Origin of the sequence: Haloarcula sp. CGMCC 1.2071, assembly GCF_037078445.1 — an archaeon.
Taxonomy (GTDB): domain Archaea; phylum Halobacteriota; class Halobacteria; order Halobacteriales; family Haloarculaceae; genus Haloarcula; species Haloarcula amylolytica.
In genome coordinates this window covers 309099-334164 of record NZ_JAYMGY010000001.1, presented here as the reverse complement: position 1 = coordinate 334164, position 25066 = coordinate 309099, and the positions used below count along the sequence as shown (strand labels likewise).

Sequence of the window (25066 nt, the reverse complement as noted above, 5' to 3'; positions counted from 1 at the left end):
AACGCCCGTCGGACTCCCTCCACGGTTGCACATACCACAGAGTACATACGCCGTGGCCGAGCACACCCCGGAGATGCCCTCCACCGTCCGAACGTTCCTCCTGCGACCGGGCGCGTTCTTCGAACAGCGACGTGACCGGCTGAACGGATACCGTGGCGGCGGCCTCGCTCTCGGCATCGCTGTCGTCGTCACAATCGTTCTCGGAGTCGCGTTCCGGCTGTTCGCTGACCAGTTCACCGGCACCGTCGAGCGAGACAACCCCGCACGGCCGCCGGAACGGCTGTGCGAAGACGGCGGCGTCGGCGGAATAACCGTGTCCGGCTGTGACGAACCGGCGACACAGACTGTCGAAGTCGGGTCGTTCATCTGGGACTACGCGACTAGGGCCCTTCCAAGACTGTTTTTCGGCTTGATTATCGCCTGGATCGGACTGATGATCGGGCTGTACGTCGGCGCAAAGCTAGCCGGCGGCTCCGGGCGGTTCGGCGAGACGGTAGAGATCACCGCCTGGGGACTGCTCCCGTCCGTTGTCGGCGTCGTCGCCGGTGGTACCGCACTCGTCTTCTTCGCCGCCAGCACCGACCTCTCCGCGTCCTCGCCGGAGCTGTTGCTCGAACAGGTTCGCCGTCTACAGAACGGGCTCTCCGGGCTCGTATTCCTGGCAATACAGGTCGGCACTGCAGCCTGGCAGGCGTACGTCTGGGCTGGCGGCCTCCGAGTCGTCCACGAGATCAGCAGATACGCCGCAGTCGCCGTCGCCGTCATCGCTGCGACGCTCCCCGTGATCGCCTCCTGAGAATCGAGGAGTTTAGGCTTCCGGCCGCACACGCCACTCTCATGATACTCTCAGATGCGGATATTCTCCGGCGGCTGGAGCAGGGTGACCTCGTCGTCGAACCGCTCGACGACCCGGACATCCAGATCCAGCCGGCCAGTGTCGACCTCCGTCTCGGCCGGGAGTTCCTGGAGTTCCAGCACGCCAACATCCCCTGTATCCACCCGAACTCCGAGGACGAAGTCGCCGACTACGTCGAGGAGACTGTCGTCGAAGAAGACGAGGAGTTCATCCTCCATCCCGGCGACTTCGTGCTGGGGACGACCCACGAGCGCGTCGCCATCCCCGACGACCTCATCGCCCACGTCGAAGGGCGCTCCTCGCTGGGCCGACTTGCGATTGTGGTACACGCAACGGCCGGCCTGTGTGACCCCGGCTACGAGGGTCAAATCACGCTGGAACTGTCGAACCTCGGCACCGCGCCCGTAGCGCTCACGCCCGGAATGCGGATCTCACAGCTCACTTTCACCGAACTCAAGACGCCCGCCGACCGGCCGTACGGAGCCGAGCGCGGCTCGAAGTACCAGGGCCAGTCCGGGCCGCAGGCGAGCAAGATACAGGGAGATAGAGAATTCGGAGGCGACCAATAGTGCGATTCATCGAGGAAATCGTCGTCGACGACTTCCTGCCGACGTTTCGCTCGCTGCTGGCCGACGCCCTCAGAGAGCGCGGACTGACACAGTCCGAAGTCGCCGACCTGCTGGGCATCAGCCAGAGCGCGGTGTCGAAGTACGTCCACGGCGACGTAGCGCGTCAGGAGGACTTGCTGGCCCATCGCGGGCTGGAGGAACTCGTCGAGCGACTGGCTGACGGGCTGGCCGACGGGGATATGAGCTCCGTTCAGGCGCTGGTCGAAACAGAGGTGTTCATCCGCGAACTCGAACAGGGCGGCGTCCTCGCGCAGTTACACGAGGAGGCCGTTCCGGAACTGGGCGACTACGACGACGAGTTCGCCGTCCACGACCCGGACTCGCAGCTGCGGTCGGCCGAGCGGACGCTCGCGTCGGTGCGGCGGGGGCTCAGCGTGCTGGAAAACACCAGCGGGTTCGCGACGCTCATCCCGGCGGTCGGGTCGAATCTCGTCCAGTGTCTCCCCGAGGCCGACAGCATCGAGGACGTGGCCGCTGTCCCGGGACGGATTCTCGACGTGAAGGGACGGGCAACGATTCCGGCGGACCCGGAGTTCGGCGTCAGCGAGCACGTCGCGACGCTGTTGCTGGCGGCGCGGGCCGCCGGCAGCGACGCCCGCGCGGTGTTGAACGTCCGGTACGACGACGGCGTCGTAGCTGCACTGCGAGATTCGGGCCGGACCGTGGTCGAGTTCGACGCCGAGGAGAGCGTCGAACCGGCCGTCGCGGCCGCGCTGGCTGACGACCCGGGGGCCGACGTGCTGTATCACACCGGCGCGATGGGTATCGAGCCGGTGGTGTACCTGCTCGGGGACGACGCTGTGTCGGTCGCTGAAACGGCACGCGAAATCCTGTGACAGACGCGCAGTCCTTCTACGGCCGGTGGGCGCGAGTGTACGACTGGGTAGCGAATGCCCCCGGCGTGGCGTCCTGGCGCGACCGAGGAGCGGACTCGCTGGCGCTCGCACCCGGCGATACCGTCGTCGAAATGGGCTGTGGGACCGGGGCGAACGTGCCGGTCCTCCGCGAGCGGGTCGGGCCGACGGGTCGGATCGTCGGCATCGACGTGACTCGGGAAATGCTCGACCGCGCACGCGAACGCTCCGTGCGGACGGGCGGGACCGTTCACTACGTGCAAGCTGACGCCGCTCGTCCGCCAGTTCGAGCGGCGGATGCTGTCCTGGCGACGTTCGTTACCGGTATCTTCGAAGACCCCGCTTCGGCCGTCGACGCGTGGTGTGACAGCGTTGACCCGGGCGGGCGGGTCGCCCTGCTGAACTTCCAGCGAAGCCCCAGCGCTCTCGCCGCACCGTTGAACCTCGCGTTCGAGGGGTTCGTCCGCCTCTCTGCGCCGGGGACGCGGCTCTCGCGTCGGTCACACGCCAGCGTGTTCGAGCGGCGGGTGGCCGCAGCCCGCGAGCGACTCACCGAGCGGACGGTCGCGCGCCACTACGAGACGATGGCCGGCGGGTTCGTCGGCCTGCTCAGCGGGACCGTCGCGTAGCGCAGGCGGGTTCCGGCGGGCACCCGGAGGGCCGAAACGCTTCCGGTGAATTCGGCGGGCGGGTAAGGGCGGCCCGGTCACGCCACCTCGGACCCCGTCGCACGGCCCATGAGCCAGACGGAGACGGCACCGAAGACGACATCGAGCGCACAGAGAACCACGAACGCCGGCGCGAGGGTATCGAAGACGCCGCCGAACGCCGTCACCTCGACGACTGTCAGCACGTCCCGACCGAGGACCAGCGCTCGAATCGCGTCGACGCCGTAGGTGACCGGATTGACCGTGGCGACCACCTGCACCGACTCTGGCAGCGACGACACGGGGAGGAACGCCGAGGAGAGAAACAGAAGTGGGAACAGGAGGAGGTTCCCGACGGCGTCGAGCGTCTCCTCGTCCCGGGTCACCACCGCGACGGCGTTCGAGAGCGCCATGTACCAGAGCGCGAAGAGGACACAGACGAGAGCGATGCCGAACAGCCCCACGAGTCCGGTCGCGACGGTGGCACCCATCGCCAGTCCGAGGCCGAAGATGACGAACACGTAACAGACGAGGCGGAACAGTTCGGCGGCGGCCTTGCCGGCGAAGACGGCGGTCCAGCGCATCGGCGAGACGGTCACCTTCTCGAACATCCCCGACTGGAGGTCCTCGACCAGTCCGAGGCCGGAGGAGAGCGACGACGACATCGACACCTGGACGACGGCCGCGGGGAGGACGAAGGGGAGGTAGCCGACGCCCTCGAATCCGGCCCGTTCGATAGCGAGAGTGCCGACGTCGCCGAAGACGGCCGTGAACATCAGCAGGGAGAACACCGCCATGAAGAGTTCGAGAAAGACGACGGTCGGATTCCGAATCGCCTTCCGGGTCCACCGCTTGAAATTGACCCAGATGTCTCCGACAAGGGAGTTTCCGGCCGACCGCGACGGGCCGGCGTCGACGCCCGCGGAACTCATCGTGTCCCTCCGGACGGCCCCGGCCCGGTTTCGCCGTCGTCCCCAGCGGTGAAGCCATCGGTTCGCCCGTCTGCGATGGCGAAGAAAACGTCGTCGAGCGTCGGTTCGTCCACGTCGAACCCGGTCACGGCAACGCCCGCCTCGCGGAGCGCAAGCAGGTAGTCCGTGCCGCGCTCGGCGGCGTCCGTCGTCGTCACCCGAACCGTGTCGTCGACGGTTTCGACCGTCGCGTCCGGACCGAAGCGCGTTCCCTCACGGGCCACGTCGGCCGCCGTTTCGGCGGTCTCACGGCCGCCGTCCACGTCGACTTCGAGGATCTGACCGCCGACGCGGCGCTTCAGTTCGGCGGGCGACCCCGTCGCGGCGATGCGGCCGTCCCGGAGGACCGCGACGCGGTCACAGAGCGCGTCGGCTTCTTCGAGATACTGGGTCGTGAGGAATATCGTGGTCCCCGTCTCGTTGAGTCGGCGGAAGTGGTCCCACAGGCGGTTTCGCGCCTTCGGGTCCATCCCCGTCGTCGGTTCGTCGAGGAAGACGAGGTCCGGGTCGTGGACGAGGGCCGTCACGGCGTCCAGTCGCTTCTTCATCCCGCCGGAGGACCGTTCAGCGGGTGTGTCGGCGACATCACCGAGGTCCGCGAGTTCGAGCAGTTCCTCGATTCGCTCTGCTCGCCGACCGCGCGGGACGCCGTAGGCCTCGCAGGCGAACGCGACGTTCTCTCGCGCGGTCAGTTCCGCGTCGACACTCACGTCCTGTGCCATGTATCCGATGGTCTCCCTGACCGCCGTCTGCGCCGCGGTCGCGTCGTGACCGTTGACGACGACTTCGCCCTCGGTCGGTTCCAGCAGCGTCGCCAACACCTTTACGGCGGTCGTCTTGCCAGCACCGTTCGGCCCGAGGAACCCGAAGAACTCGCCACGAGGGACGGTGAGCGACACGTCCCGGACGGCCGTCGTTCCGTCCGCGTAGGTGACGCGCAGGCCGTCGACGCGTATCGCCGCCGTCGAAGCGGCAGCCGACCGGTCGGGAGCGTTCGCGACACGTCGCTGTTTCGGTTTCGTCATCGCCGTCAGAGTGGTCGCTCGCCGGTACCGAGAGCGTTCTGTGACGTATGAGAGGTGGGTTTATGTGGCGGTTCCGGCACACATCGGACATGAAACACCTCCGGGTCACCGCTCGCATACCGCCCGACTACGCGCCGGAGTTCTTCGACCTGCTGGCGAACGACCCCGAAATCGAGGAGTCGCGCATCGTCGACTGGAACCGCACCCCCGAAGGGTGTGATACCGTGCTGTTCGCCATCGATGGTGACGCGACCCGGTTCGTCGACCACGCGCCCTCGACGCCCGGCGTCGAATCGGTGACGCTCTCGGGGGCCAAGCGGCGACGGACGTACGCACTCGTCGAGAATCGGCCGCTGTCGATGCCAATGTTCGACGCGATACACGACGCCAGCACTCGGCTCGGTATCGTCGTCCTCAAGCCGCTCATCTATCGCGACGGCACGGTCTCCTGTCGCGTGGTCGGCGAAGCGGGGCCGCTGCAGGATGCCCTCGACGACGCGCCAGCGCCCATCGACGTCCGGCTGGACAGCATCAGCGCCGTCAGCGACGGACTGGCGCGGCCGTCGTCCAGACTCAGCGAGCGTCAGCGCGAGGCCGTGAGGACGGCCCTCGCCCTGGGTTATTACGACCGGCCTCGCGGTGCGACTCACGAGGACGTGGCCGCCGAGCTGGGGTGTGCCCCCACGACGGTCAGCGACCACCTCCAGCGCGCCGAGGCGAAACTCGTCCGCGCCGTCATGGACGACTTCGGTCCGACGGTCTAGCGCCGATAGCGCTCGGCGTGGCGGGGACAGAACTCGGGTTCACGCAGCTGCGCGGTGACGACGCCGGGCTGGCGGTGGGGATTGTGGAGCCGGCAGGTCTCCTCCTCACAGAATGCTTCGCCCGTGTCGAGGTAGTGGTACGCCTGCAGAACGTACCCCTTGATAGCGTCGGTCGTCCGCGGGTCGTCCTCGACGAGGAACTCGCCCTCGACTTCGTTTTCGAGCACTTCTCGGGGCGGTGCGCCACCCCCGAACAGGGCGTGTTTCTGCTGTTCCTTATAGTACTGTTCGGGCTTTGCAGGGGCCTCGTACAGCCCCGGCACGGAGACGATAGCGGGCTGGCCCAGGACGGTCACGCGCTTGTGCCAGCGGCCGTCGTGGTCACCCCAGGTCCCGACGACGCGGTCCAGCAGCGGGACGTGAAGATGCTCCAGTGACCGCTCGTGCTCGGGGATTCGCTCGTGGAGCGCTCGCTGGACAGCCAGCCCGTCGTAGATGACGCCGCCGGCCCGCTCGGGTGATTCCAGTGCTCGCTCTTCGTAGCGAACGATCCCCAGCATCGTGTTCCCAGTCTCGCGGTCGTACGGCGAGAGCACCCGCGCCCGCGCGAACGACTCCGCCAGTTCCGAGTCGCCGTGTAGCGAGAGAAACCGGTCCCGGACTGAGACGGTGGCGTCGACCCGCGCATCGAGCCAGTCGGCGATGGCGTCGGCGTCGGCGACCGTCGTCGGAGCGCGGTACAGCGTGACAGACTCCATTGTATTAGCCAGTGGTATCGGTAAGTAATACCATTTACGTCTCGGGGAACTCCCACGAGAGATGAGCCGTCGGAGTGGAGAATCAGAGCAGGCTGCTTAGCGTGGTGCTCTCGGCTGGAAACGTCAACCACAGTTCAGTGCTATAGGGGACGCCGCCGGCGGACAGACCGAGCCGTTCGTGTGGAGAGTCACTGTTCCGGTTCGTGCGGGAGCGTCGTCGGGTCCGCAGTGAGCGCGTCGATGCAATCGGTGACGGACCACGTCGTCTCCCCGTCTGTACACGGATACACGCCGACCAGCTCGTCGTCCGCGTACACTGCGACGGCCAGCATCGGTAGCCGCAACACCTCCGTGCTCCCGCCGACCAGTAGCGACGACGTTCGCGTCTCGAACGGCGGTCGGAGACTCAGTCCCCGTTCGCTCGCCCACTGCTCGTACCGGTCGACAGTCGCCAGCACCTCCCCGTGCTCGCTCCGCTGTGAGACCGGAATTTCCTCGGGCCACGTCTGGACATCGAAATCCTCGATAACTCCGGTCGTGGCGAGTTCCGTGAACCGGTCGATGGCTGTCGTTCGAGGGCCACAGACCGGCCGCCGACTCCAGAGTTGGACCCCGATTTCGCTGTCGACTGACTCGTCAGCCCTGTGGTTGTCGCTCCGTTGCATCTCTTCAGACATTGGTTGTCAATCACTAACATCTCTGCACTACTATTGTTTAATTGTTTTCTTCAGGGAGATATTTCGTCCTGAATGGTCAGCTAAGCGGCCGAAAGGTAGTCGGTTAAAAACTGGGGCATGGGAGGGTTTCAGTCGTCAGCAGGGGATGCGGCGTCGCGGCTCGTGACATCGACCGGTTCGGCGTCGACTTCCAACTCGTCCAGCGCGACCTGCGCGGCGCGCTTGCCGGAGACGAGCATGGCCCCGAACGTCGGCCCCATACGCGGGAGGCCGTAGGTGGTCGCGGTCGCCATACCGGTGACGACGAGGCCGTCGTGGGCGAGGCCGGTGTGTTCGACGACGGCGTCCTCGCTCTCGCCGACCCACATAGAGTCGTGGCCGGGCGAGTCGTGGCCGGGTGCGCCGTAGGTGTCGTCGTCGGTCTGGTCCATCCCGCTGGCTTCGTCTTCGAGGCCCGGCGCGTTGAGGACGCCGCGCTCATCGAGTTTCTTGACCGCCATCGCGTCGTGGCCCGTCGCGTCGATGACGAGGTCGGCCTCGACCGCGATGGGGTCGACGCAGGTGATTTCCCGTGGCAGCGCGTGGACCGGCGTCCAGTTCATGACGATGCCACCGACGCGGTGGTCCTCGCGGATGACGATGTCGGTGAACTCCGTCATGTTCTGCATCTTCGCGCCGGCGTCGCAGGCGGCCTTGATGAGGCCGGAACACGCTTCGGGCCCGTTGGCGACGTAGAGGCCCTCGCTGTCCTTGGACTGCTTGTGGTCGACGTCGAGTTCGTCAAGCACTTGCTGGGCCGGGTCCCGAACGGTGACCTTGTTCATCAGGAAGCCGCCGAGCCAGAAGCCGCCGCCGAGGTAGTTGTTCTTCTCGACGACCATCACCTGCACGCCGCGCTCGGCGAGTTCCTTCGCGGCCATCAGTCCCGACGGGCCGCCGCCGACGATGATAACATCCGAGTCCGAGAAGTCCATGAACTCCTCGGTCCATTCCTGCCCGATTGCGCGTGTGACCTCTGCTTCGCCGACGTCGCTGAACTGTTCGAATGAATCGGAATCGCTCATACCACCTAGTGATATTCTTTGGTGGTACATAGTCGTTCTGATGGCCTCGTCTGTTTGCTGAATCTCGCGCACGGCCGCTGGCGTGGAAGCACTAATAAAAATGGTTCCACACGGTGGTTTCAGGACTAACTATCAAATGAGAGTATTGTGTGCTAATGTCTACCGAAACAGGCAGCACGTACACGGTCGACACTGAACCGGCGGCAAGAGACATCGACGATATCGACCTGCACGAATACGAAACGCGGCCGGTCCTGAAGTTCCTGATCGCGTTTCTCATCGGTGGGGTGTTCTTTCTTCTGCCGGTCCCGTACCAGGGCGAGGTAACAGTCCCGTTCGACATCGTCGTCAGCAACATAACCGGGGCGTTTCCGGACGTCGTCGGCGTCTACTCGCTGGGCATCATCCTCGCCGGCGGGATGCTGACGACGCTCGCGATGACCGGTGACGGCGAGGTCGCGGGGTACAATCTGTCCTACTTCGAAACCTCTGGAGTCTTCTGGGCGCTCCGAGTCGCCGGCGTGCTCGTCGCGCCGGTGATGTTCTTCAAGCTCGGTCCCGAGTGGCTCCACACACCCAGCACCGGCGGGCTGATGTGGGGAACGCTGGTGTACAGCGTCGGCGTCATCATCCCCATCGGGGCCATCTTCATCACGATCTTCGTCGAACTCGGCGGGCTGGAGTTCGTCGGAACGCTTGCGAGACCGATAATGCGCCCGTTGTTCAAGGTCCCGGGACGGGCCGCACTGGACAGTCTCGCATCGTGGGTCGGCTCCTACAGCGTCGGTCTCTACGTCACCCGCAATGTCTTCGAAGACGGCGGCTACCACAAACGCGACGTGTTTACCATCGCGACGTGCTTTTCGACGGTGTCAATCGGCTTCGTCGGCGTCGTCGCCGCCACGCTCGAGATGCTCCCGAAGTTCCCGCTCATCTTCGGGGCGTACTTCTTCTGTGTCGTCGTCACCGGCGTGATTCTGGTCCGGGTGCCGCCCATCTCCAGGATTCCCGAGGAGTACATCGCTGAACCCGACCCGGAACTCGCCTTCTCCGGGACGCCGTCGGATTACGTCCGGCTGGCGGTCAGCGAGGCCGTCGGTAAGGCCAAGGACGGCGAGACGTTCGCACAGGCAGCCAAGCGGGGCTTCGTCGACGGCCTGAAGCTCACCAGTCTCATCCTGGGAACCATCCTCGCTGTTGGACTCGCCGCGACGCTGCTCTCGGCACACACCCCAGTCTTCGACATCCTCGGTCGCCCGCTGACGCCGGTCATCGCTGCGCTCGGAATCCCGAACGCAGAGGTCGTTGCGCCGGCGACCATCGTCGGTATCACCGAGATGTACGTTCCCGTCCTGCTCGTGAGCGAGACAGCGGTGAAGGCAAAGTTCTTCGTCGGCGTGCTGGCCGTCTCTCAGCTCATCTTCTTCTCCAGCGTCGGCCCGATGATGATGGACATGTTCAGTGACGTCCCCATCCGGTTTCGGGACCTCGTGGCGTTGTTCATCATGCGGACGGTGCTCCTCGTGCCACTCATCGCCGGTATTACTCACGCTCTCGCCGCGCTGGGCCTCCTATAGGTATTCGACCAGCGCTTCAGCCAGTTTCTTCTCCGCCCGCCGCAAGTGGTCCTCCGCGGTTCGGCGCTCCACGCCCACCTGCTCCGCAACAGCCGCTGTCGTCGTCTCGCGGGGCAGTTCGTAGTACCCCTGCTCGTACGCCGTCAGGAACACCTCACGCTGCCGCGGCGACAGATCGGGGAGCATAGCATCGACGGTCAAAAGCGGCGCGTCCGGCGTTACGGAAGTAATCTCACGTTTCGACTCGACGGTAACGTCGAACTGTCCTGCCAGGGACTGGTACACCCTGGCCAGTGCGTCGGGGCTGAGACCGAGTGCCCGGACGAGCTTGCCGCCGCTGGCGTATTTCAGCGGCGGGACGAGCAGACAGCCTTCACTCGCCAGGAAGCGTTCGACGTTGTTGTCGAGCTGTGCTTTCAGACACTCCTCAGTGACCAGCACCTGCTCGTCGCCGTTTTCCAGCCGCTCACCGATACCGACGGTGGTGCGGACCTGTTCGATAACGTCCCCGACGTCCCCGCCGCTAACGTGGAGAAGGTCGCTGTGGTCGTTACACCACAGCTCGATGCGGGTGCCGGTCCCGTCGGTTGCCGCCTCGTAGGCCCCGTCGCCGTAGACGCGGAACAGTACCTCGTACATAGCTAGCGGTGCACAAGGATATATAAAAACAGTTCCGAACGGTGACGACCTGCTAACACGGTTCTCCACTAATGGTGTGGTATGGCACAGCAGTCTTCCCCAGACACCGACCACGACGTCGGGACGCCCTCGGAACAGTGGCGCGAGTACCAGGGTTCGCCCACCGGCACCGACATCGAGTGTGAAGGGTGGCGACAGGAGGCCGCGCTCCGAATGTTGAACAACAACCTCGACCCCGAAGTCGCCGAGAAGCCGGAGGAGCTGGTCGTGTACGGCGGGACCGGGCGTGCGGCCCGGTCGTGGGACGCCTACGATACTATCGTCGACGAACTCCGTGAACTCGGCGACACCGAAACCCTCCTCGTCCAGAGCGGCAAGCCGGTCGGCCGGTTCAAGACCCACGAGAAAGCCCCGCGCGTGCTCATCGCGAACTCGAACCTCGTCGGTAAGTGGGACACCTGGGAGCACTTTCACGAACTCGAAGCGAAGGGACAGATCATGTACGGCCAGATGACTGCCGGCTCGTGGGCCTACATCGGCACGCAGGGCATCATCCAGGGGACCTACGAGACGCTGGCCGCGCTCGCCCGGGAACACTACCCGGACAACGACGGGCTCCGCGGGAAGATTGTCGTCACCGGCGGCCTCGGGGGTATGGGCGGTGCGCAACCGCTCGCGGTGACGATGAACCACGGCGTCTGCATCGCGGCCGAAGTCGACGAGGACCGTATCGACCGGCGCATCGAAACGGGGTACTGCCAGGAGAAAACCGACGACCTCGCGACGGCCATCGAGCGCGCACAGGCGGCCGCGGCGAACGGTGAGCCCTACAGCGTCGGCGTCCACATGAACGCCGCCGACATGCTCGCGGAGATGTTGGACATGGGGTTCGTCCCCGATGTAGTGACCGACCAGACGAGCGCTCACGACGAACTCGAAGGGTACTACCCCGCTGGCTACACTGTCGAGGAAGCCGACCGACTCCGCGAGCGCGACCCCGAAACGTACGTCGCGGAGAGTCTCGATACGATGGAGCGCCACGTCGAGGGCATTCTGGAACTGCAGGACAGGGGTGCCATCGCTTTCGAGTACGGCAACAACATCCGCGGGCAGGTCGAGGACCAGCGCGACCTCGACACCGCGTTCGACTTCCCGGGATTCGTGCCCGCGTACATCCGCCCGCTGTTCTGTGAAGGCAAGGGGCCGTTCCGCTGGGCCGCGCTCTCGGGCGATCCCGCGGACATCCACCGGACAGACGACGCGGTCAAGGAGCTGTTCCCGGAGAAAGACGACCTCCATCGCTGGATAGACCTCGCCCAGGAGCAGGTATCCTTCCAGGGGCTTCCCTCGCGAGTGTGCTGGCTGGGGTACGCGACCGAGGACGGGCTGACCGAGCGCGCCCGCCTCGCGCTCCGCATCAACGAACTCGTCGCCGACGGCGAGATTACGGCACCCATCGTCGTCACGCGGGACCACCTAGATGCCGGGAGCGTCGCCTCGCCACACCGCGAAACGGAGGCGATGAAAGACGGGACTGACGCCGTCGCCGACTGGCCGATTCTGAACGCCCTGCTGAACTGCGCCGCCGGCGCAGACATCGTCAGCGTCCACGACGGCGGCGGCGTCGGCATCGGCAACTCCCTCCACACGAACAACCACGTCGTCCTCAACGGGTCGGACCTCGCGGCCGAGAAGGCCCGCCGCGTGTTCACGACCGATCCCGGGATGGGCGTCATTCGCCACGCCGACGCCGGCTACGAAATCGCACAGGAGATGGCCGACGAGAACGATGTCGCGGTCCCGATGCGTGACCGCAACCGCAACCAATGACCGACCTGACAGACCCGTCGCCGTGGACCGGCTCGTCCGGCGACCCGAACGACGAGCAGTTCGGTGACGTCGTCGAGACGGCCACGCTCGCGACTGCTGCCGAGTACGACGTGGTGCTGGTGGGCGAGCCGTACGACGGGGCCGTCATCGGACGGCCGGGCGCGCGTGCCGGCCCGGCGGCTCTCCGACGCGAACTCGGCGGAACGAAGACACACCACATCGAACGCGGACCGGTCCGCTCAGTCGCCGACCTCGGCGACATCGAGATTCCGGCCGGCGGCGTCGAACGGGTCCAGAGCGCTGTCCGCTCGATGACGGCCGAGATTCACGCAACGGGCGCAGTGCCGGTGTTTCTCGGTGGCGATAACTCGCTGACGTTCCCGAACGCCGCGCCGCTGTTGGCTCACGAAACGGTCGGCGCAGTCAGCTTCGACGCCCACCTCGATTGCCGCGCCGTTCGGGACGAGCCGACGAGCGGGACGCCGTACCGGCAGCTCCACGATGCGGGCCTCGACGCGCTGGCCGTCGTCGGCGCGCGCCACTTCGAAACCTCGACCGCGTACCACGACTACCTCGCCGAGCAGGGCGGGACAGTCCTGCCGCCGGCGTCGGTGGCCGGTGACCCCGCCGGCGCGGTGGACGACGCTCTCGACGCGCTCGGCGACGTGGACGCCGTCTACGTGAGTCTGGACCTCGACGTGCTCGACGCCGCAGCCGCGCCGGGCGTGAGCGCGCCGACGCCGGGCGGCCTCTCGACGCGGGAACTGTTCGGGATGCTGGGCCGCATCGCGTCCGACGACCGTATCGCCGGCTTCGAGGTGGTCGAGTGCGCGCCGCCACTGGACGCCGGGGACCGGACCGCCCGCGCCGGGGCCCGCGCCGTCGCACACTTCCTCAGCGGCCTGGGAGGGAGCCGATGACAGCCCTCGATGCGGTGGTCTACGGCGCGGCTGAACTCGTCGCAGGCCCAGCGGCGGACGACCGTGGTCTGGAGACCTACGCGGACGGTGCAGTCGCCATCGTGGACGGCACGGTCGCCGCTGTCGGTCCGACCGCGGAGGTGACCGCCGAATACCCGCCGGAGAGCGCCAACCACGCTGTCGACGCCGACGGTCAGGCCGTCGTTCCGGGCTTCGTCGACCCCCACACCCACGCGCTGTTCGCCGGCGACCGCTCGGACGAGTTCGCCGCCAAACTGCGCGGGAAGTCCTATCAGGACATCCTCGCCGAAGGCGGCGGCATCCTCAGAACGGTCCGAGCGGTCAGGGAAGCCGACGAGGAAACGCTGCTGTCGAACCTGCTGGCACATCTCGACACCATGCTCGCTCACGGGACGACGACAGTCGAGGTAAAGTCCGGCTACGGACTCGACACGGAGACGGAGCTACGGATGCTCCGGGTTATCGACAGCGCCGACGACATCCATCCCGTCGACGTGGTCCCGACGTTCATGGGCGCACACGCTGTTCCCGAGGGGTGGGACGCCGACGACTACACCGCGGCGGTCGTCGACGAGCAGCTTCCGGCTGTCGAATCACAGGGTATCGCCGAGTTCTGCGACGTGTTCTGCGAGGAAGGGGTCTTCTCGGTCTCGCAGTCCCGACGGGTCCTCGAAGCAGGCGCGGCCGCCGGGCTGACGCCGAAGGTCCACGCCGAGGAACTGGCCCACATCGGCGGGACGCAGTTGGCGGCGGACGTGGGCGCGGCCAGTGCCGACCACCTCCTGCACGCGACCGGCGAAGACATCGACGCGCTTGTCGACGCTGCCGTGACGCCGGTGTTGCTCCCCGGAACGGCGTTCGGCCTCGGCGCAGCGTACGCGGACGCGACGGCGTTCCGCGACCGGGGCGCGTCTGTCGCGGTAGCGACGGATTTCAATCCGAACTGCCACAGTCACAGCATGGGATTTGCGCTGTCGCTGGCCTGCGTCGAGATGGGACTGACACCGGCCGAAGCGCTGGTCGCTGGAACGAAACACGCCGCGCTCGCGCTGGACAGGGCCGATGGGCTGGGGACGCTCCGTGAGGGTGCACCCGGTGACGTCGCCGTCCTTGCCGCGCCGAGTCACGTCCACATTCCCTACCAGTACGGGACCAACGTCGTCGACACCGTCCTGAAAGGCGGCTCGGTCGTCAGCACCCCAACGCATGAGTCATACGCCCGGGATATGCAACCATGACCGCCGAAGTTGTCCTCGACGGCGAGTCGCTCACGCCCGCCGAGGTGGTCGCTGTCGCCCGGAACGGCGCGACCGTCACGGTTGCCGAAACCGCCCGCGAACGAATCCGTGAGTCCCGCGAGCGCGTCGAGAGCGTGCTGGACAGCGGCGAGGCGGTGTACGGCGTCACCACTGGCTTCGGCGACCTCGTCGACGAGCGCATCCCGCGCGAGGACCTCGACGACCTCCAGCGGAACCTCCTCCGGAGCCACGCCGCCGCCGTCGGCCGGGAGTTGACGACCGAGGAAGTCCGAGCGATGATGGTCGCGCGGGCGAACACGCTGGCGAAGGGGTATTCGGGCATCCGCGAATCCGTCGTCGAGTTGCTGGTAGCGATGCTCGATTCGGGCGTCCACCCAGTCGTCCCGTCGCGGGGCAGCCTCGGTGCGAGCGGTGACCTCGCCCCGCTCGCACATATGTCGCTGGTGCTCATCGGCGAGGGGGAAGCCGAGTTCGAGGGGGACCGACTCCCCGGCGACGAGGCGCTCGACGCGGCCGGCCTCGAACCGGTGACGCTCCGGGCCAAGGAGGGGTTGGCGCTCATCAACGGGACGCAACTGACCGTCGGCGTGGCCGCGCTACTCCTCGCCGACGCCGAACGGCTGGTCGCCGCCGCCGACGTCGCCGGCGCGCTCACGACGGAGGTGACCCTCTCCTCGACGGTGCCGTCCCACGAAGCCATCACCGACGTTCGGCCCCACACAGGTCAGGCCGCGAGTGCGCGAAACGTCCGGCGGCTGACGACCGACTCCGACGTGGTCGAGTCCCACCGAAACTGCGACCGCGTGCAGGACGCCTATGCGATGCGCTGTCTGCCGCAGGTCCACGGCGCGGTCCGCGACGCCGTCGCCCACCTCCGGGAAGCCGTCGAAGTGGAACTCAACAGCGCGACGGACAATCCGCTGGTGTTCCCCCGCGAGACGGTGGGGGACCCGGCCTCCGGCTCCGACAGCGCGGGCGTGCTGTCCGGCGGGAACTTCCACGGCGCGGTGCTCGCCATGCGCCTCGACTATCTGACGAACGCGCTCACCGAACTCGCGGCCATCTCGGAGCGCCGGACCGACAGAATGCTCAATCCGAATCTGCAGGAGCCACACCTCCCGCCGTTTCTCACCGAGCGAAGCGGCGTCCGCTCGGGCTACATGATCGCACAGTACACCGCTGCCGCACTGTTGAACGAATGTCGGTCCTTCGGCCGGCCCTCGATGGACAACACGCCCGTCAGCGGCAATCAGGAGGACCACGTCAGCATGAGCGCGCAGTCGGCCTATCTGGCCCGAAACGCAGCCCGAAACGCCGCCGCGATTCTCGGCGTCGAGCTGTGCTGTGGGGCGCAAGCCGCCGACTTCGTCGACGACGCCCTCGAACTGGGCGTCGGGTCGGCCGAGGCCTACGACGCCGTCCGTGCAGTGGTCCCGAAGCTGACGGCGGACCGACCCATTCACGAGGACATCGAGGCCGCGGGCGCACTCGTCGAGTCGCCGGCCTTCACCGAGCGGGTTGCTGCGGCGCTCGATGAGGAGCTGGAGTGACCCGGCCTCAGGACCCGAGCCCAAGGTCCGCGGTCCCTTCAGCCCCCTGATAACGCTCCCGGTCGTCCCAGTCGGCGATGCTCGAATGCGTTTCCCAGACGGCGGTTTCGAGATGCGCCTGTGTTATCTCCGAGCCGTCTCGCAAGGCGTGCCGCGCCGCGTCCTCGGCGACGAGCTCGAGGTCGCTGGCGGCGTAGCCAGCCGTCGGCTCAATGATGGCGTCCCAGTCGATATCACCGGCGACAGGCCGGTCCTGCAGGTGGATCTCCAGAATCTGCTTGCGGGCCTCGGCGTCCGGCGGTGGCACCTCCACGCGCTCGTCGAAGCGGCCCGAGCGCCGCAGCGCCGCGTCGATGTCCTCGACGAAGTTCGTCGCCGCGACCACGACGATGTCGTCGGCCGCCGCGCCTTCGAGTTCAGTGAGCAACTGATTGACCAACTGCTGCTCGCTCGTGTTCATCGAGCCGCGCCGCGAACCCGCGATGCCGTCGATTTCGTCGATGAACAGCACGCAGGGGGCGTTCGCGCGGGCCACCTCGAACACCTCGGCGACGTTGCGGGCCGGCTCGCCCATCCACTTGCTGGTCACGTCCGCGGGGCTGATCTCGACGAAGCTGTGGTCGAGTTCGCCCGCGAGCGCGCCGGCGAGGTGGGTCTTCCCACAGCCGGGCGGGCCGTACAGCAACAGGCCGGAGAGCACGTCGATGCCGTACTCGGCGTAGGCGTCGGCGTTCTCGAGCGGGTCGATGACCGTGTCTTCGAGGCGGTCCTTCAGTTCGCCCATCCCGCCCACGCCGCTGAAGTCGCGTCCCGGGTCGGTTTCGACGAGCGAACTGGCCTGCAGGTCGACGCCGTCGGGCTGGACGACGCCGTTCTCGGCGACCATCTCGGGGTCGACCCAGTCCGGAATGCTGGTGTCGGTTTCAGTGGCGGCCTGCATGAGATGGTCCGTCCCGATTGCGTCGTCCGCCCGTAACGCCTTGCGGGCTGCGTCCTCGGCGAGGAGTTCGATGTCGCTGGCCGCGAAGCCGGCCGTCTCCTCGACCACGGGGTCGAGGTCGATGTCGGCCGCCGTCGGCCGGCCGGCGAGGTGAATTTCCAGGATCTGCGTTCGCGCCGCGGGGTCCGGCGGCGGGACCTCCACGCGCTCGTCGAACCGGCCCGAGCGGCGGATAGCGTCGTCCACGTCCTCGACGAGATTCGTCGCGCCCAGCACGACCACGTCCTCGTCGGCGATCCCTTCGAGTTCGGTGAGCAGCTGATTGACCAACTGCTGCTCGCTGCTGTTCATGTTGCTATCGCCGTCACGCGCGCCAGCGATGCCGTCGATTTCGTCGATGAAGAGGATACAGGGCGCGTTCGCGCGGGCGATCTGGAACAGCTCCTCGACCTTCTGTGCGGGTTCGCCCATGTACTTGCTGGTCACGTCGGCAGGCGTGACCTCGATGAAGGCGTGGTCGACTTCGCCCGCGAGCGCACCCGCGACGTGTGTCTTCCCACAGCCGGGCGGCCCGTGCAGCAGGACGCCGTTGACGACGCCGATGCCGTACTCCTCGAAGGCACTCGGGTCCTGCAAGGGCCTGACGACCTTGTGGTTGAGCGTCTCCAGAAGCTCGGACATCCCGCCCACGTCGGCGAAGCTCCGGGACGGGTTCGGGTCGACTAGCCCGTCGGCCTGCATGTCGACGCCGTCGGGCTGGACAACCGAGCCGTCGTCCGAGGGTCGTTCGCGGTTTATCGAGGGCGCGCCGTCATCGTCGTCGTCGGAACTGCCACGACTGGGAGTAGAGTCCCGGTCCGTCCCGGCCGAGCCGGAGTCGTCGGATTGGTCGATCCGCTCTCGGATGTTCCGTTCGAGCCGGTCGGGGTTGACCTCGTAGCCGTACTCGGCCAGCCGGCGGGGTTCGGCGCTGAGGAACTCCGCGAGCCAGCCGTGGCGTTTCAGATCCTCGGTCGGGGCGTCCGGGTCCCGGAACGTGACGAGCTTGACGTCCGAGCTGTCCGGTGAGTGGTACTCGGCGAGCCAGAAGGGGAGATACAGGCGTTCGACGCCGGTCACGCCGTCGAACCCGTCGGGGTCGAAATCTCCGGGAAGCCCGTAGGACTCGCGCAGTTTCCGGAGGAACACGTTCGCAGCGCCCGAGGCGGCATCGTGTTGCTGTTCGCGGTACTCCGCGACCCGCTGTGGCAGCAGCGACCGGGCGTCGTCGTCAGTGACCTGAAACTGCAGCAGGACGGAGCGGCCCAGCGCCGGGTCGTTGCGGCCGAAATCGTAATCGCCCGTCGGCCGGCGGACCACCGCGTCGGTGTCGTCGACGTACTGCGAGACGGCCCGGTCGTTGTCCGCCCAGAGACCGTCGAGAAACGCCGTCTCGGACTTCGTCGTCGTGCCGAACAGCTTCCCCTCGCCGGTCTCGTACTCGTAGTCGACTTTGAACACCGGATAGAACACCCGGTGGAGCCGTTCGAGTTGCTCGGTATCGCCGAAGGCGGTCATTGTCCGCTGGTCGAGGGTTTCCCTGACGGTTTCCTCGTCGGGTATCCGCCGGTCGGCGTAGATGTACGGCGGCAGGCTCATTCGAGGTCGCCCTCCCGAATCGTCCGCTCGGCGGCAGTCAAGGCGCTGTCGGCGTCGAAGGTCTCGATGGCGTCCCGCTGGGCGTCCGGGTCACCACGGAGGTCCCGAGCGTGCTCGGTGATGGTCGGTATCGCGCGGATGATGTTGTCGATGATGGGCACCGTCGCCACCTCCGCCGAGCGGCTCTGGGGATTGAGGTCGATGACCAGTTCCGTCTTCCCCATCTCACCCAGCGCCTCGGCGCGGTCACCGTCCTCCAGCGGGACGAGCACCACGTCCGCCGCGCCGATGCCGTCGGCGTCGACCTTCGCGCGCTCGTGGTCGAGTCCGGGGATGCGCCCGTCAGCGGTGAGCCCCTTCACGTCCGTTGCCCCGTGCTCGCGGAGGTACTTGGCGATGGCCTCGATGCGCTCCTCGGTCCGGTTGAACAGGTTCACTTCGAGGTCTGCGCCGGTCACCTCGGCCAGTTCGACGAGTTCGCCGGGCACGAGGGCGGCGGCGTTGCCGTTGACCGAGACGACGGCGTGCTCGGCGGACAGGAGGTGTGCCGCGGCGGCACGCTCGGCGTCGTCGGCGCTGTCGATGGTGCGCTCGCCCAGCAGGTAGTCGAAGGCCTCGCCACGGCCCTGGGCGATGAGGCCCTGGCGGGAGGTGATACCGCGGTCGACGCCCGCCTCGATCCGATGGCGGGTCAAAAGCGACTCGTAGCGGGGGTGGCTCTCAGGGAGGTCGACGTCCTCGCTCATACGTTCCAGTGATACCTCCCTGTACTAAAGTCGTCCGTCAGGCGCGTCCCGGGCGTTGTTGCGTGTCTCACCGGAACCGATCACCAGACGACGATGGCTAGCTCCGGAAAAGATTATCTGCGGGTCAGCACAACTCCGTGCCATGGATACCCGACAGGCGTTGCTTGTCGACGCGTTCGCCTCGGAGCCGACGGCGGGCACACCGACCGGCGTCGTCCCCGAGGCCGACGGACTGACCGACGACCAGATGCAGGCCGTCGCCAGCGAACTGGGGGCCACCGAGACGGCGTTCGTCCTGCCGGCGGCGGACGCCGACCGCCGGCTTCGCTGTTTCTCGCCGACCGAGGAACTGGACCGGGCTGAGACGGCGACGATTGCGGCTCACGCGGCGCTCTACGAGCGCGGCGAGATTGACGACGCCGAATGGACCGTTGCCACTGCCGGGGACGACATCGCCGTCGAAACCAAACCGAACGGGATGGTCTGGGTCGAGCAGGGCCGGACCGACATCACCGAGGTCGATATCCCCTACAGCGATGTCGCGGACGCGCTCGGACTCGACGCGGCCACGCTCAAGGACGTGGGTGCGGACCTCCCGCTCGTGACGGCCGACGCGGGCGAGGTGTGGCTCATGGTCCCGGTCAACTACTTCGAGCATCTGAGTAACCTCGCCGTGGACGGGGCTGCCGTCGCCTCGCTCTGTGACCGCGCGAACGCAGTCGGCGTGTACCCGTTCACCTTCGACACCGTTGGCGGCGACGCAACGCGCCGGTCGACGTTCCACGGCCGAGCCTTCCGAGCGGGTGGCCGGATAGAAGAGCCGGTAAGCGCGGCAGCGTCGGGAGCCTGCGCGGCGTTCGTTCGTCGCTACGGGGCGCTCGATGACACCGTCGAGCAGATCATCGCCGAGGGCGGGCACTTCCGCGACCGGCCCGGGACGGTGTCGGTCGACACCGACGGGACCGAGGTGTGGGTCGGCGGTCGGGGCGTGACCGCATTGGACGGGACGGTCACTGTCCCTGCTGTTGACGACGACGATATTATCGAAGCGTGACTGTCCACACCGCACCGGCAGCCTGACCGCCTAATTCACTCGAAATCGAGTGAAGAGCGATCTCTCACTGGTTGCAACCGGAACATCCTTAATTGTCGTTGAAGATGGTACGAATGAGTCCATGCCAACACTGTGGCTCGACGAAATCGGTGCCGACGACCTGGCGCGGGTCGGCGGCAAGGCGGCGTCTCTCGGAGAACTGACCGGAGCGGGCCTCCCCGTTCCGTCGGCGTTCGTCGTTACCGCCGACACGTATCGGTCGTTCATCGAAGCAACTGGAATCGACGAGCCGCTGTTCGAGGCCGTCGATGTCGACAGCGACGACTCGCAGGCGCTGGCCGAGGCGGCCGAACGCGCCCAGGAGCTGATCCTGGAAACCGACACCCCACCGTCGGTCCGCGAGGACCTGCTGGCCGCCTACGACGAGATGGGCGACGAGGACGTTGCGGTGCGGTCCTCAGCGACCGCCGAGGACCTCCCGGACGCCTCCTTCGCCGGCCAGCAGGACACGTACCTGAACGTCTCGCGTGCGGATCTCCTGCAACGAGTCAAGGAGTGCTGGGCCTCGCTGTTCACACAGCGGGCTATCTACTACCGCAACGAGAACGACTTCGCGCACGACGCCGTGGACATCGCCGTCGTCGTCCAGCAGATGGTCGACGCGGAGAAGTCCGGCGTCATGTTCACCAGCCACCCCTCGACCGGCGGCCCGACGGCCATCATCGAGGCCGCGTGGGGGCTGGGCGAAGCGGTCGTCTCCGGTGCGGTTTCGCCCGACAACTACATCGTCGACCGCGAGACGGGCACCATCGACGAGGTGACCGTCGCCGACAAGAAGGTGATGTGTGTTCGGGGTGAAGACGGCGAGACAATCGAGCGCTCCGTCCCCGAGGAGAAGCGCAACGAGCGCGTCCTTTCTGACGAAGAGATTCACCGGCTCATCGAGGTCGGGGAGCGCATCGAGGACCACTACGACTCTCCACAGGACGTCGAGTGGGCCATCTACGAGGACGAGGTGTACCTGCTCCAGTCCCGACCGATCACCACCATCGACGAGTCCGACGCGGACGGCGAGGCAGCCACAGATGTCGAGAGCCAGCCCGAGGGAGCGTCCGGAGTGGCTGACGGCGGGTCGATGGAGAGCCAGTCCGAGCCGGTTCGGCTCTCCGGAATCGGCTCCGCACCGGGCCGAGTCACCGGCGTCGTCCGCATCGTCGACAAGCTCGACAACCTCGACAAGGTCGAGGACGGCGACATCATCGTCGCCGAAATGACCACGCCGGACATGGTCCCGGCGATGAAACGCGCCAACGGCATCATCACCGACGAGGGCGGGATGACCAGCCACGCCGCCATCGTCTCCCGCGAACTCGGCGTTCCGGCCGTCGTCGGTGCCGAGGACGCGACACAGAAGCTCCGGGACGGCGAGACGGTCACGCTCGACGGCGACAAGGGCACAGTCGAGAAAGGGGCCAAGGTTCCCGAGACGACCGGCGAGGAAGAGGACGCCGGGCCGGTCGAGGCACACTCGCCCGTCAAACCGATGACCGGAACGGAGGTCAAGGTCAACGTCTCCATTCCGGAGGCCGCCGAACGGGCCGCCGCGACGGGGGCCGACGGCGTCGGCCTGCTGCGCATCGAGCACATGATCCTCTCGACGGACAAGACGCCCTCGCGTTACGTCGAGGACCACGGCGAGCGCGCCTACGTCGACGAAATCGTCGAGGGTGTCCGCTCAGTGGCCGAGGCGTTCTACCCGCGGCCGGTCCGGGTCCGGACCCTCGATGCCCCCTCCGACGAGTTCCGACAGCTCCAGGGCGGCGAGGACGAGCCGAGCGAGCACAACCCGATGCTCGGCTATCGGGGTATCCGGCGCTCGCTCGACCGACCCGGCGAGTTCAAGCTCGAACTCCGTGCGTTCGAGCGCCTGTACGACCTGGGCTACGACAACGTCGAACTGATGCTCCCGCTTGTCACCGACGCCGAGGACATCCTGCGGGCGAAGGCGCTGATGCAGGAGGTCGGCATCGACCCCGAGAAGCGCGACTGGGGCGTCATGATCGAGACGCCGGCGAGCGCGCTCTCCATCGAGGACATCTGCGAGACGGGCATCGACTTCGTCTCCTTCGGGACGAACGACCTCACCCAGTACACGCTCGCCCTCGACCGCAACAACGGCAACGTCGCCAGCCGCTTCGACGAACTCCACCCGGCCGTCCTGGAACTCATGCGCCAGGTCATCGGGACCTGCCGCGAGTACGACGTCGCCACGAGCATCTGCGGACAGGCCGCCTCGAAGCCGCGGATGGTCGACTTCCTCGTCGACGAGGGGGTCACGTCCATCTCGCCGAACATCGACGCCGTGCGTGACGTCCAGCACGAGGTCAAGCGCGTCGAACAGCGCCTGCTGCTGGAATCGGTCCGCTGAGGCCGCAACCGCCTGACGTAGCCAGCAGATTTTTTTGCACCGTTCGCTTCGTTGCGGTATGGCACCCGAATCGACACCGGAAGCCAAGAGTATCAGTTCCGGTGTGTCCTACATCCCTTTCGGCATCCCCGGACTGGACGGACAGGTCCGCGGGATTCCGACCGGGAGCACGGTCCTGCTGGCCGGGGCGTCGGACGCGGGCGGCGACGCGTTCACCTACACGAGTCTCGCGACGCTGATGCTCGCGAAACACCGGCCCGAGATGGTCCCGAACGGCATCGCCCGGCGGAGCGAGGCAATTCCCGATTCGGTGACCTACATCACGCTCTCGCACGACCGCGAACACGTTTACAGCGAACTCGACGCCGTGCTCGACGGCTACCAGTTCGATACGCTCACAGACAACATGACTGTCGCCGATTTCTCCCAGCGCTTCATGGAGCTGTTGCCGGTTCCGGAGCCGCTGTTCGATGCGCGACGGAGCGACGCCGAAATCGAACAGCCCGACGCGGAGCCACCCGAGTCGGAGCCCGACGAGGGGACCTTCGAGAAACTGCTTGCCGACATCAGCGACCGGGTGAGCGACGCCGCGGAGACGCTCATCGTCATCGACTCGCTGACCGACCTCGAACGGGCGACGGAGTTCGGTCTACCCCAGAACCACGAAATCGCGTTCCTCATGGGGCTCCGGGAGGCGGTCGTCAACTGGGGGACCGTGGCCTTCGTCAAACTCGACCGGCCCGCGGGCGACGTGCGGTCGGACGAACTCATCCACGGCCTGCTGCACGGCAGCGTCTACTTCTACTCCAACGACAAGGGGTTCGAGACGTATCGGACGATGCGAGTCGGCTCCTTCGGCGGCGCGCTCGACACCGAGCGCCAGACCGTCTTCGAGTCGCTGATCGGTCCCACGGGCTTTCGCGCGAAAGCGACGAAGAAGATCGGGCCGTCGAACTGGTAATTCGGTTGGTACGAGCGCTACAGGACCAACTACGGACGACTGCCCCGTTCTGGCCACCGTTTCGCCGTCAGGACGAATAAACAGCAGACAACGGACATCCCCGAGCACAACGGCTAAACCGCTCCCCCTCTATACTCGCGATAGATGCTCCAGCGGGCAGAGCCACAGGACTTCGAGCGCGTCCTCTCGTCGATGTGTACCGTACCACATCCGTCGGCACGCGAAGCGGCGGAACGCTTCCTCGCGACGAACCCCGGGGACCCCGGTACGTACGAGACCGTCGCCGACCTGGAACGCGAGGCCGTCGACTATCTCGGCGACATCACCGGGCTCTCGGACCCCGCGGGCTACGTCGCCTCGGGCGGGACGGAGGCCAACCTCCAGGCGATACGCATCGCCCGTAACCGCAGCGACACGGACGACCCGAACGTGGTCGCGCCCGTCCACGCGCACTTCTCCTTTACCAAGGCAGCTGACGTGCTGGGCGTGGAGCTGCGAACCGCGCCAGCGACGGACTACCACGCCAACATGGAAGCGATGGCCGAACTCGTCGACGAAGACACGGTGTGTGTCGTCGGCGTCGCCGGCTCGACCGAGTACGGCTACGTCGACCCGATCCCGGCTATCGCCGACCTCGCCGAGACGGTCGACGCACTCTGTCACGTCGACGCGGCGTGGGGCGGTTTCTACCTCCCGTTTACCGACCACGACTGGCACTTCGGCCACGCGGACGTGGACACGATGACGATTGACCCGCACAAGGTCGGGCAGGCGGCGGTCCCCGCCGGCGGACTGCTCGCGCGTGACCGCTCGTTGCTCGACGAACTCGCCGTCGAAACGCCGTATCTTGAGTCGACGGACCAGCTCACGCTGACCGGCACGCGCTCGGGTGCTGGCGTGGCCTCCGCCGTCGCGGCGATGGAGTCGCTGTGGCCGGCGGGCTACGAGCAGCAGTACGAAACGTCGATGGCCAACGCCGACTGGCTGGCCGACCAGCTGACGGCGCGGGGCCACGACGTGGTCGGTCCCGAACTCCCGCTCGTCGCGGCCGACCTCTCGATGCCGATGACCGACGAACTCCGGGACCGCGGCTGGCGGGTCTCGAAGACCGGGGCCGGCGAGATGCGCGTCGTGTGTATGCCCCACGTTACGCGGTCGATGCTGCGGTCGTTCGTGGCGGACCTCGACTGGTACTGAGTCTCGGACTTCGACTGGTACTGCGTCGCCGCCCTCGGTCCCGAACATACTGGTATTGACT

At 66.8% G+C, this 25066-nt stretch carries 22 protein-coding genes; 14 read left to right on the top strand and 8 right to left on the bottom strand.

The window, feature by feature from the left end; translation table 11 throughout:
* Positions 1-73 precede the first annotated feature (73 nt).
* Genes VI234_RS01660 through VI234_RS01645 form a run of 4 tightly spaced genes read left to right on the top strand, consistent with a single transcriptional unit; the run spans position 74 to position 2968 of the window.
* Positions 74-796, top strand: a complete 723-nt coding sequence (locus tag VI234_RS01660; RefSeq protein ID WP_336329078.1) for a Yip1 family protein — start codon at positions 74-76, stop codon at positions 794-796.
* Positions 797-837: 41 nt separating this feature from the next.
* Positions 838-1425: a dCTP deaminase gene (dcd, locus tag VI234_RS01655; protein ID WP_008312536.1), complete on the top strand. Its 588-nt coding sequence runs from the start codon at positions 838-840 to the stop codon at positions 1423-1425.
* Complete coding sequence (locus tag VI234_RS01650; RefSeq protein WP_008312534.1) at positions 1425-2321, top strand: thiamine-phosphate synthase family protein; 897 nt, start codon at positions 1425-1427, stop codon at positions 2319-2321. Before dcd ends, VI234_RS01650 begins: the two co-directional genes overlap by 1 nt.
* Positions 2318-2968 carry a class I SAM-dependent methyltransferase gene (locus VI234_RS01645; RefSeq protein ID WP_336329077.1) on the top strand — a complete coding sequence of 217 codons (651 nt, stop codon included), beginning with the start codon at positions 2318-2320 and terminating at the stop codon, positions 2966-2968. Before VI234_RS01650 ends, VI234_RS01645 begins: the two co-directional genes overlap by 4 nt.
* Positions 2969-3045: 77 nt before the next feature.
* On the opposite strand, the gene VI234_RS01640 is transcribed toward VI234_RS01645, so the two are convergent.
* Entirely contained in the window at positions 3046-3918 is an 873-nt protein-coding gene (locus tag VI234_RS01640; RefSeq protein WP_336329076.1) for an ABC transporter permease, read from the bottom strand.
* Positions 3915-4982 (bottom strand): ABC transporter ATP-binding protein, encoded by a 1068-nt coding sequence (locus VI234_RS01635; RefSeq protein ID WP_336329075.1) that lies wholly within the window; start codon positions 4980-4982, stop codon positions 3915-3917. The genes VI234_RS01640 and VI234_RS01635 overlap by 4 nt, the downstream gene beginning before the upstream one ends.
* Positions 4983-5071: 89 nt before the next feature.
* Here VI234_RS01635 and VI234_RS01630 point away from each other — a divergent pair, with 89 nt between their 5' ends.
* Entirely contained in the window at positions 5072-5746 is a 675-nt protein-coding gene (locus tag VI234_RS01630) for a helix-turn-helix domain-containing protein (RefSeq protein WP_336329074.1), read from the top strand.
* Here VI234_RS01630 and VI234_RS01625 read toward each other — a convergent pair.
* The 3 genes from VI234_RS01625 to VI234_RS01615 all read right to left on the bottom strand — a co-directional run bounded on the left by VI234_RS01625 (position 5743) and on the right by VI234_RS01615 (position 8245).
* A complete protein-coding gene (locus tag VI234_RS01625; protein ID WP_008312524.1) occupies positions 5743-6504 on the bottom strand; it encodes a DUF7001 family protein in 762 nt (253 codons plus the stop codon). The two genes, VI234_RS01630 and VI234_RS01625, sit on opposite strands and share 4 nt — an antisense overlap.
* 188 nt (positions 6505-6692) lie before the next feature.
* On the bottom strand, positions 6693-7181 hold the full coding sequence (locus tag VI234_RS01620) for an HTH domain-containing protein (protein WP_008312521.1): 489 nt from the start codon (positions 7179-7181) through the stop codon (positions 6693-6695).
* A 128-nt stretch (positions 7182-7309) separates the two neighbouring features.
* Complete coding sequence (locus tag VI234_RS01615; protein WP_008312519.1) at positions 7310-8245, bottom strand: sulfide-dependent adenosine diphosphate thiazole synthase; 936 nt, start codon at positions 8243-8245, stop codon at positions 7310-7312.
* 155 nt (positions 8246-8400) lie between these two features.
* On the opposite strand from VI234_RS01615, the gene VI234_RS01610 reads away from it, so the two are divergent.
* Positions 8401-9822, top strand: a complete 1422-nt coding sequence (locus VI234_RS01610) for a YjiH family protein (RefSeq protein WP_336329073.1) — start codon at positions 8401-8403, stop codon at positions 9820-9822.
* On the opposite strand, the gene VI234_RS01605 is transcribed toward VI234_RS01610, so the two are convergent.
* On the bottom strand, positions 9817-10461 hold the full coding sequence (locus VI234_RS01605; protein WP_336329072.1) for a helix-turn-helix domain-containing protein: 645 nt from the start codon (positions 10459-10461) through the stop codon (positions 9817-9819). The two genes, VI234_RS01610 and VI234_RS01605, sit on opposite strands and share 6 nt — an antisense overlap.
* Before the next feature lie 81 nt (positions 10462-10542).
* Here VI234_RS01605 and hutU point away from each other — a divergent pair, with 81 nt between their 5' ends.
* The 4 genes from hutU to hutH are packed head-to-tail and all read left to right on the top strand — an operon-like array spanning position 10543 to position 16041.
* Positions 10543-12291: a urocanate hydratase gene (gene hutU / locus VI234_RS01600; protein ID WP_336329071.1), complete on the top strand. Its 1749-nt coding sequence runs from the start codon at positions 10543-10545 to the stop codon at positions 12289-12291.
* A complete protein-coding gene (hutG, locus tag VI234_RS01595; protein WP_008312510.1) occupies positions 12288-13211 on the top strand; it encodes a formimidoylglutamase in 924 nt (307 codons plus the stop codon). Before hutU ends, hutG begins: the two co-directional genes overlap by 4 nt.
* Entirely contained in the window at positions 13208-14470 is a 1263-nt protein-coding gene (hutI, locus tag VI234_RS01590; RefSeq protein ID WP_336329070.1) for an imidazolonepropionase, read from the top strand. Before hutG ends, hutI begins: the two co-directional genes overlap by 4 nt.
* Entirely contained in the window at positions 14467-16041 is a 1575-nt protein-coding gene (gene hutH / locus VI234_RS01585; protein ID WP_336329069.1) for a histidine ammonia-lyase, read from the top strand. The genes hutI and hutH overlap by 4 nt, the downstream gene beginning before the upstream one ends.
* Before the next feature lie 7 nt (positions 16042-16048).
* Here the strand turns inward: hutH and VI234_RS01580 are convergent, their stop codons facing one another.
* Together VI234_RS01580 and VI234_RS01575 are read right to left on the bottom strand one after the other, a co-directional pair.
* Complete coding sequence (locus VI234_RS01580; RefSeq protein WP_336329068.1) at positions 16049-18619, bottom strand: ATP-binding protein; 2571 nt, start codon at positions 18617-18619, stop codon at positions 16049-16051.
* Complete coding sequence (locus VI234_RS01575; RefSeq protein ID WP_336329067.1) at positions 18616-19365, bottom strand: 4-phosphopantoate--beta-alanine ligase; 750 nt, start codon at positions 19363-19365, stop codon at positions 18616-18618. The genes VI234_RS01580 and VI234_RS01575 overlap by 4 nt, the downstream gene beginning before the upstream one ends.
* Positions 19366-19507: 142 nt before the next feature.
* Between VI234_RS01575 and VI234_RS01570 the strand changes: the two genes are divergently transcribed.
* From VI234_RS01570 to mfnA, 4 genes are all read left to right on the top strand, one after another.
* The gene (locus VI234_RS01570; protein WP_336329066.1) at positions 19508-20419 is read left to right on the top strand and encodes a PhzF family phenazine biosynthesis protein; all 912 of its coding nucleotides are present in this window, start codon (positions 19508-19510) and stop codon (positions 20417-20419) included.
* Positions 20420-20540: 121 nt separating this feature from the next.
* On the top strand, positions 20541-22847 hold the full coding sequence (ppsA, locus tag VI234_RS01565) for a phosphoenolpyruvate synthase (protein ID WP_336329065.1): 2307 nt from the start codon (positions 20541-20543) through the stop codon (positions 22845-22847).
* A 58-nt stretch (positions 22848-22905) separates the two neighbouring features.
* On the top strand, positions 22906-23808 hold the full coding sequence (locus VI234_RS01560; RefSeq protein ID WP_008312496.1) for an RAD55 family ATPase: 903 nt from the start codon (positions 22906-22908) through the stop codon (positions 23806-23808).
* A gap of 144 nt (positions 23809-23952) precedes the next feature.
* Positions 23953-25005, top strand: a complete 1053-nt coding sequence (gene mfnA / locus VI234_RS01555; protein WP_336329064.1) for a tyrosine decarboxylase MfnA — start codon at positions 23953-23955, stop codon at positions 25003-25005.
* The last annotated feature ends 61 nt before the right edge of the window (positions 25006-25066 follow it).

What these genes read in the sequence shown, in the direction of transcription:
- ppsA (WP_336329065.1), top strand. Translation starts at nt 20,541, where the DNA reads ATGCCAACACTGTGGCTCGACGAAATCGGTGCCGACGACCTGGCGCGG.
- hutH (WP_336329069.1), top strand. Translation starts at nt 14,467, where the DNA reads ATGACCGCCGAAGTTGTCCTCGACGGCGAGTCGCTCACGCCCGCCGAG.
- VI234_RS01660 (WP_336329078.1), top strand. Translation starts at nt 74, where the DNA reads ATGCCCTCCACCGTCCGAACGTTCCTCCTGCGACCGGGCGCGTTCTTC.
- VI234_RS01575 (WP_336329067.1), bottom strand. Translation starts at nt 19,365, where the DNA reads ATGAGCGAGGACGTCGACCTCCCTGAGAGCCACCCCCGCTACGAGTCG.
- dcd (WP_008312536.1), top strand. Translation starts at nt 838, where the DNA reads ATGATACTCTCAGATGCGGATATTCTCCGGCGGCTGGAGCAGGGTGAC.
- hutI (WP_336329070.1), top strand. Translation starts at nt 13,208, where the DNA reads ATGACAGCCCTCGATGCGGTGGTCTACGGCGCGGCTGAACTCGTCGCA.
- hutG (WP_008312510.1), top strand. Translation starts at nt 12,288, where the DNA reads ATGACCGACCTGACAGACCCGTCGCCGTGGACCGGCTCGTCCGGCGAC.
- VI234_RS01620 (WP_008312521.1), bottom strand. Translation starts at nt 7,181, where the DNA reads ATGTCTGAAGAGATGCAACGGAGCGACAACCACAGGGCTGACGAGTCA.
- VI234_RS01605 (WP_336329072.1), bottom strand. Translation starts at nt 10,461, where the DNA reads ATGTACGAGGTACTGTTCCGCGTCTACGGCGACGGGGCCTACGAGGCG.
- VI234_RS01635 (WP_336329075.1), bottom strand. Translation starts at nt 4,982, where the DNA reads ATGACGAAACCGAAACAGCGACGTGTCGCGAACGCTCCCGACCGGTCG.
- VI234_RS01630 (WP_336329074.1), top strand. Translation starts at nt 5,072, where the DNA reads ATGAAACACCTCCGGGTCACCGCTCGCATACCGCCCGACTACGCGCCG.
- VI234_RS01625 (WP_008312524.1), bottom strand. Translation starts at nt 6,504, where the DNA reads ATGGAGTCTGTCACGCTGTACCGCGCTCCGACGACGGTCGCCGACGCC.
- hutU (WP_336329071.1), top strand. Translation starts at nt 10,543, where the DNA reads ATGGCACAGCAGTCTTCCCCAGACACCGACCACGACGTCGGGACGCCC.
- mfnA (WP_336329064.1), top strand. Translation starts at nt 23,953, where the DNA reads ATGCTCCAGCGGGCAGAGCCACAGGACTTCGAGCGCGTCCTCTCGTCG.
- VI234_RS01570 (WP_336329066.1), top strand. Translation starts at nt 19,508, where the DNA reads ATGGATACCCGACAGGCGTTGCTTGTCGACGCGTTCGCCTCGGAGCCG.
- VI234_RS01580 (WP_336329068.1), bottom strand. Translation starts at nt 18,619, where the DNA reads ATGAGCCTGCCGCCGTACATCTACGCCGACCGGCGGATACCCGACGAG.
- VI234_RS01610 (WP_336329073.1), top strand. Translation starts at nt 8,401, where the DNA reads ATGTCTACCGAAACAGGCAGCACGTACACGGTCGACACTGAACCGGCG.
- VI234_RS01615 (WP_008312519.1), bottom strand. Translation starts at nt 8,245, where the DNA reads ATGAGCGATTCCGATTCATTCGAACAGTTCAGCGACGTCGGCGAAGCA.
- VI234_RS01640 (WP_336329076.1), bottom strand. Translation starts at nt 3,918, where the DNA reads ATGAGTTCCGCGGGCGTCGACGCCGGCCCGTCGCGGTCGGCCGGAAAC.
- VI234_RS01560 (WP_008312496.1), top strand. Translation starts at nt 22,906, where the DNA reads ATGGCACCCGAATCGACACCGGAAGCCAAGAGTATCAGTTCCGGTGTG.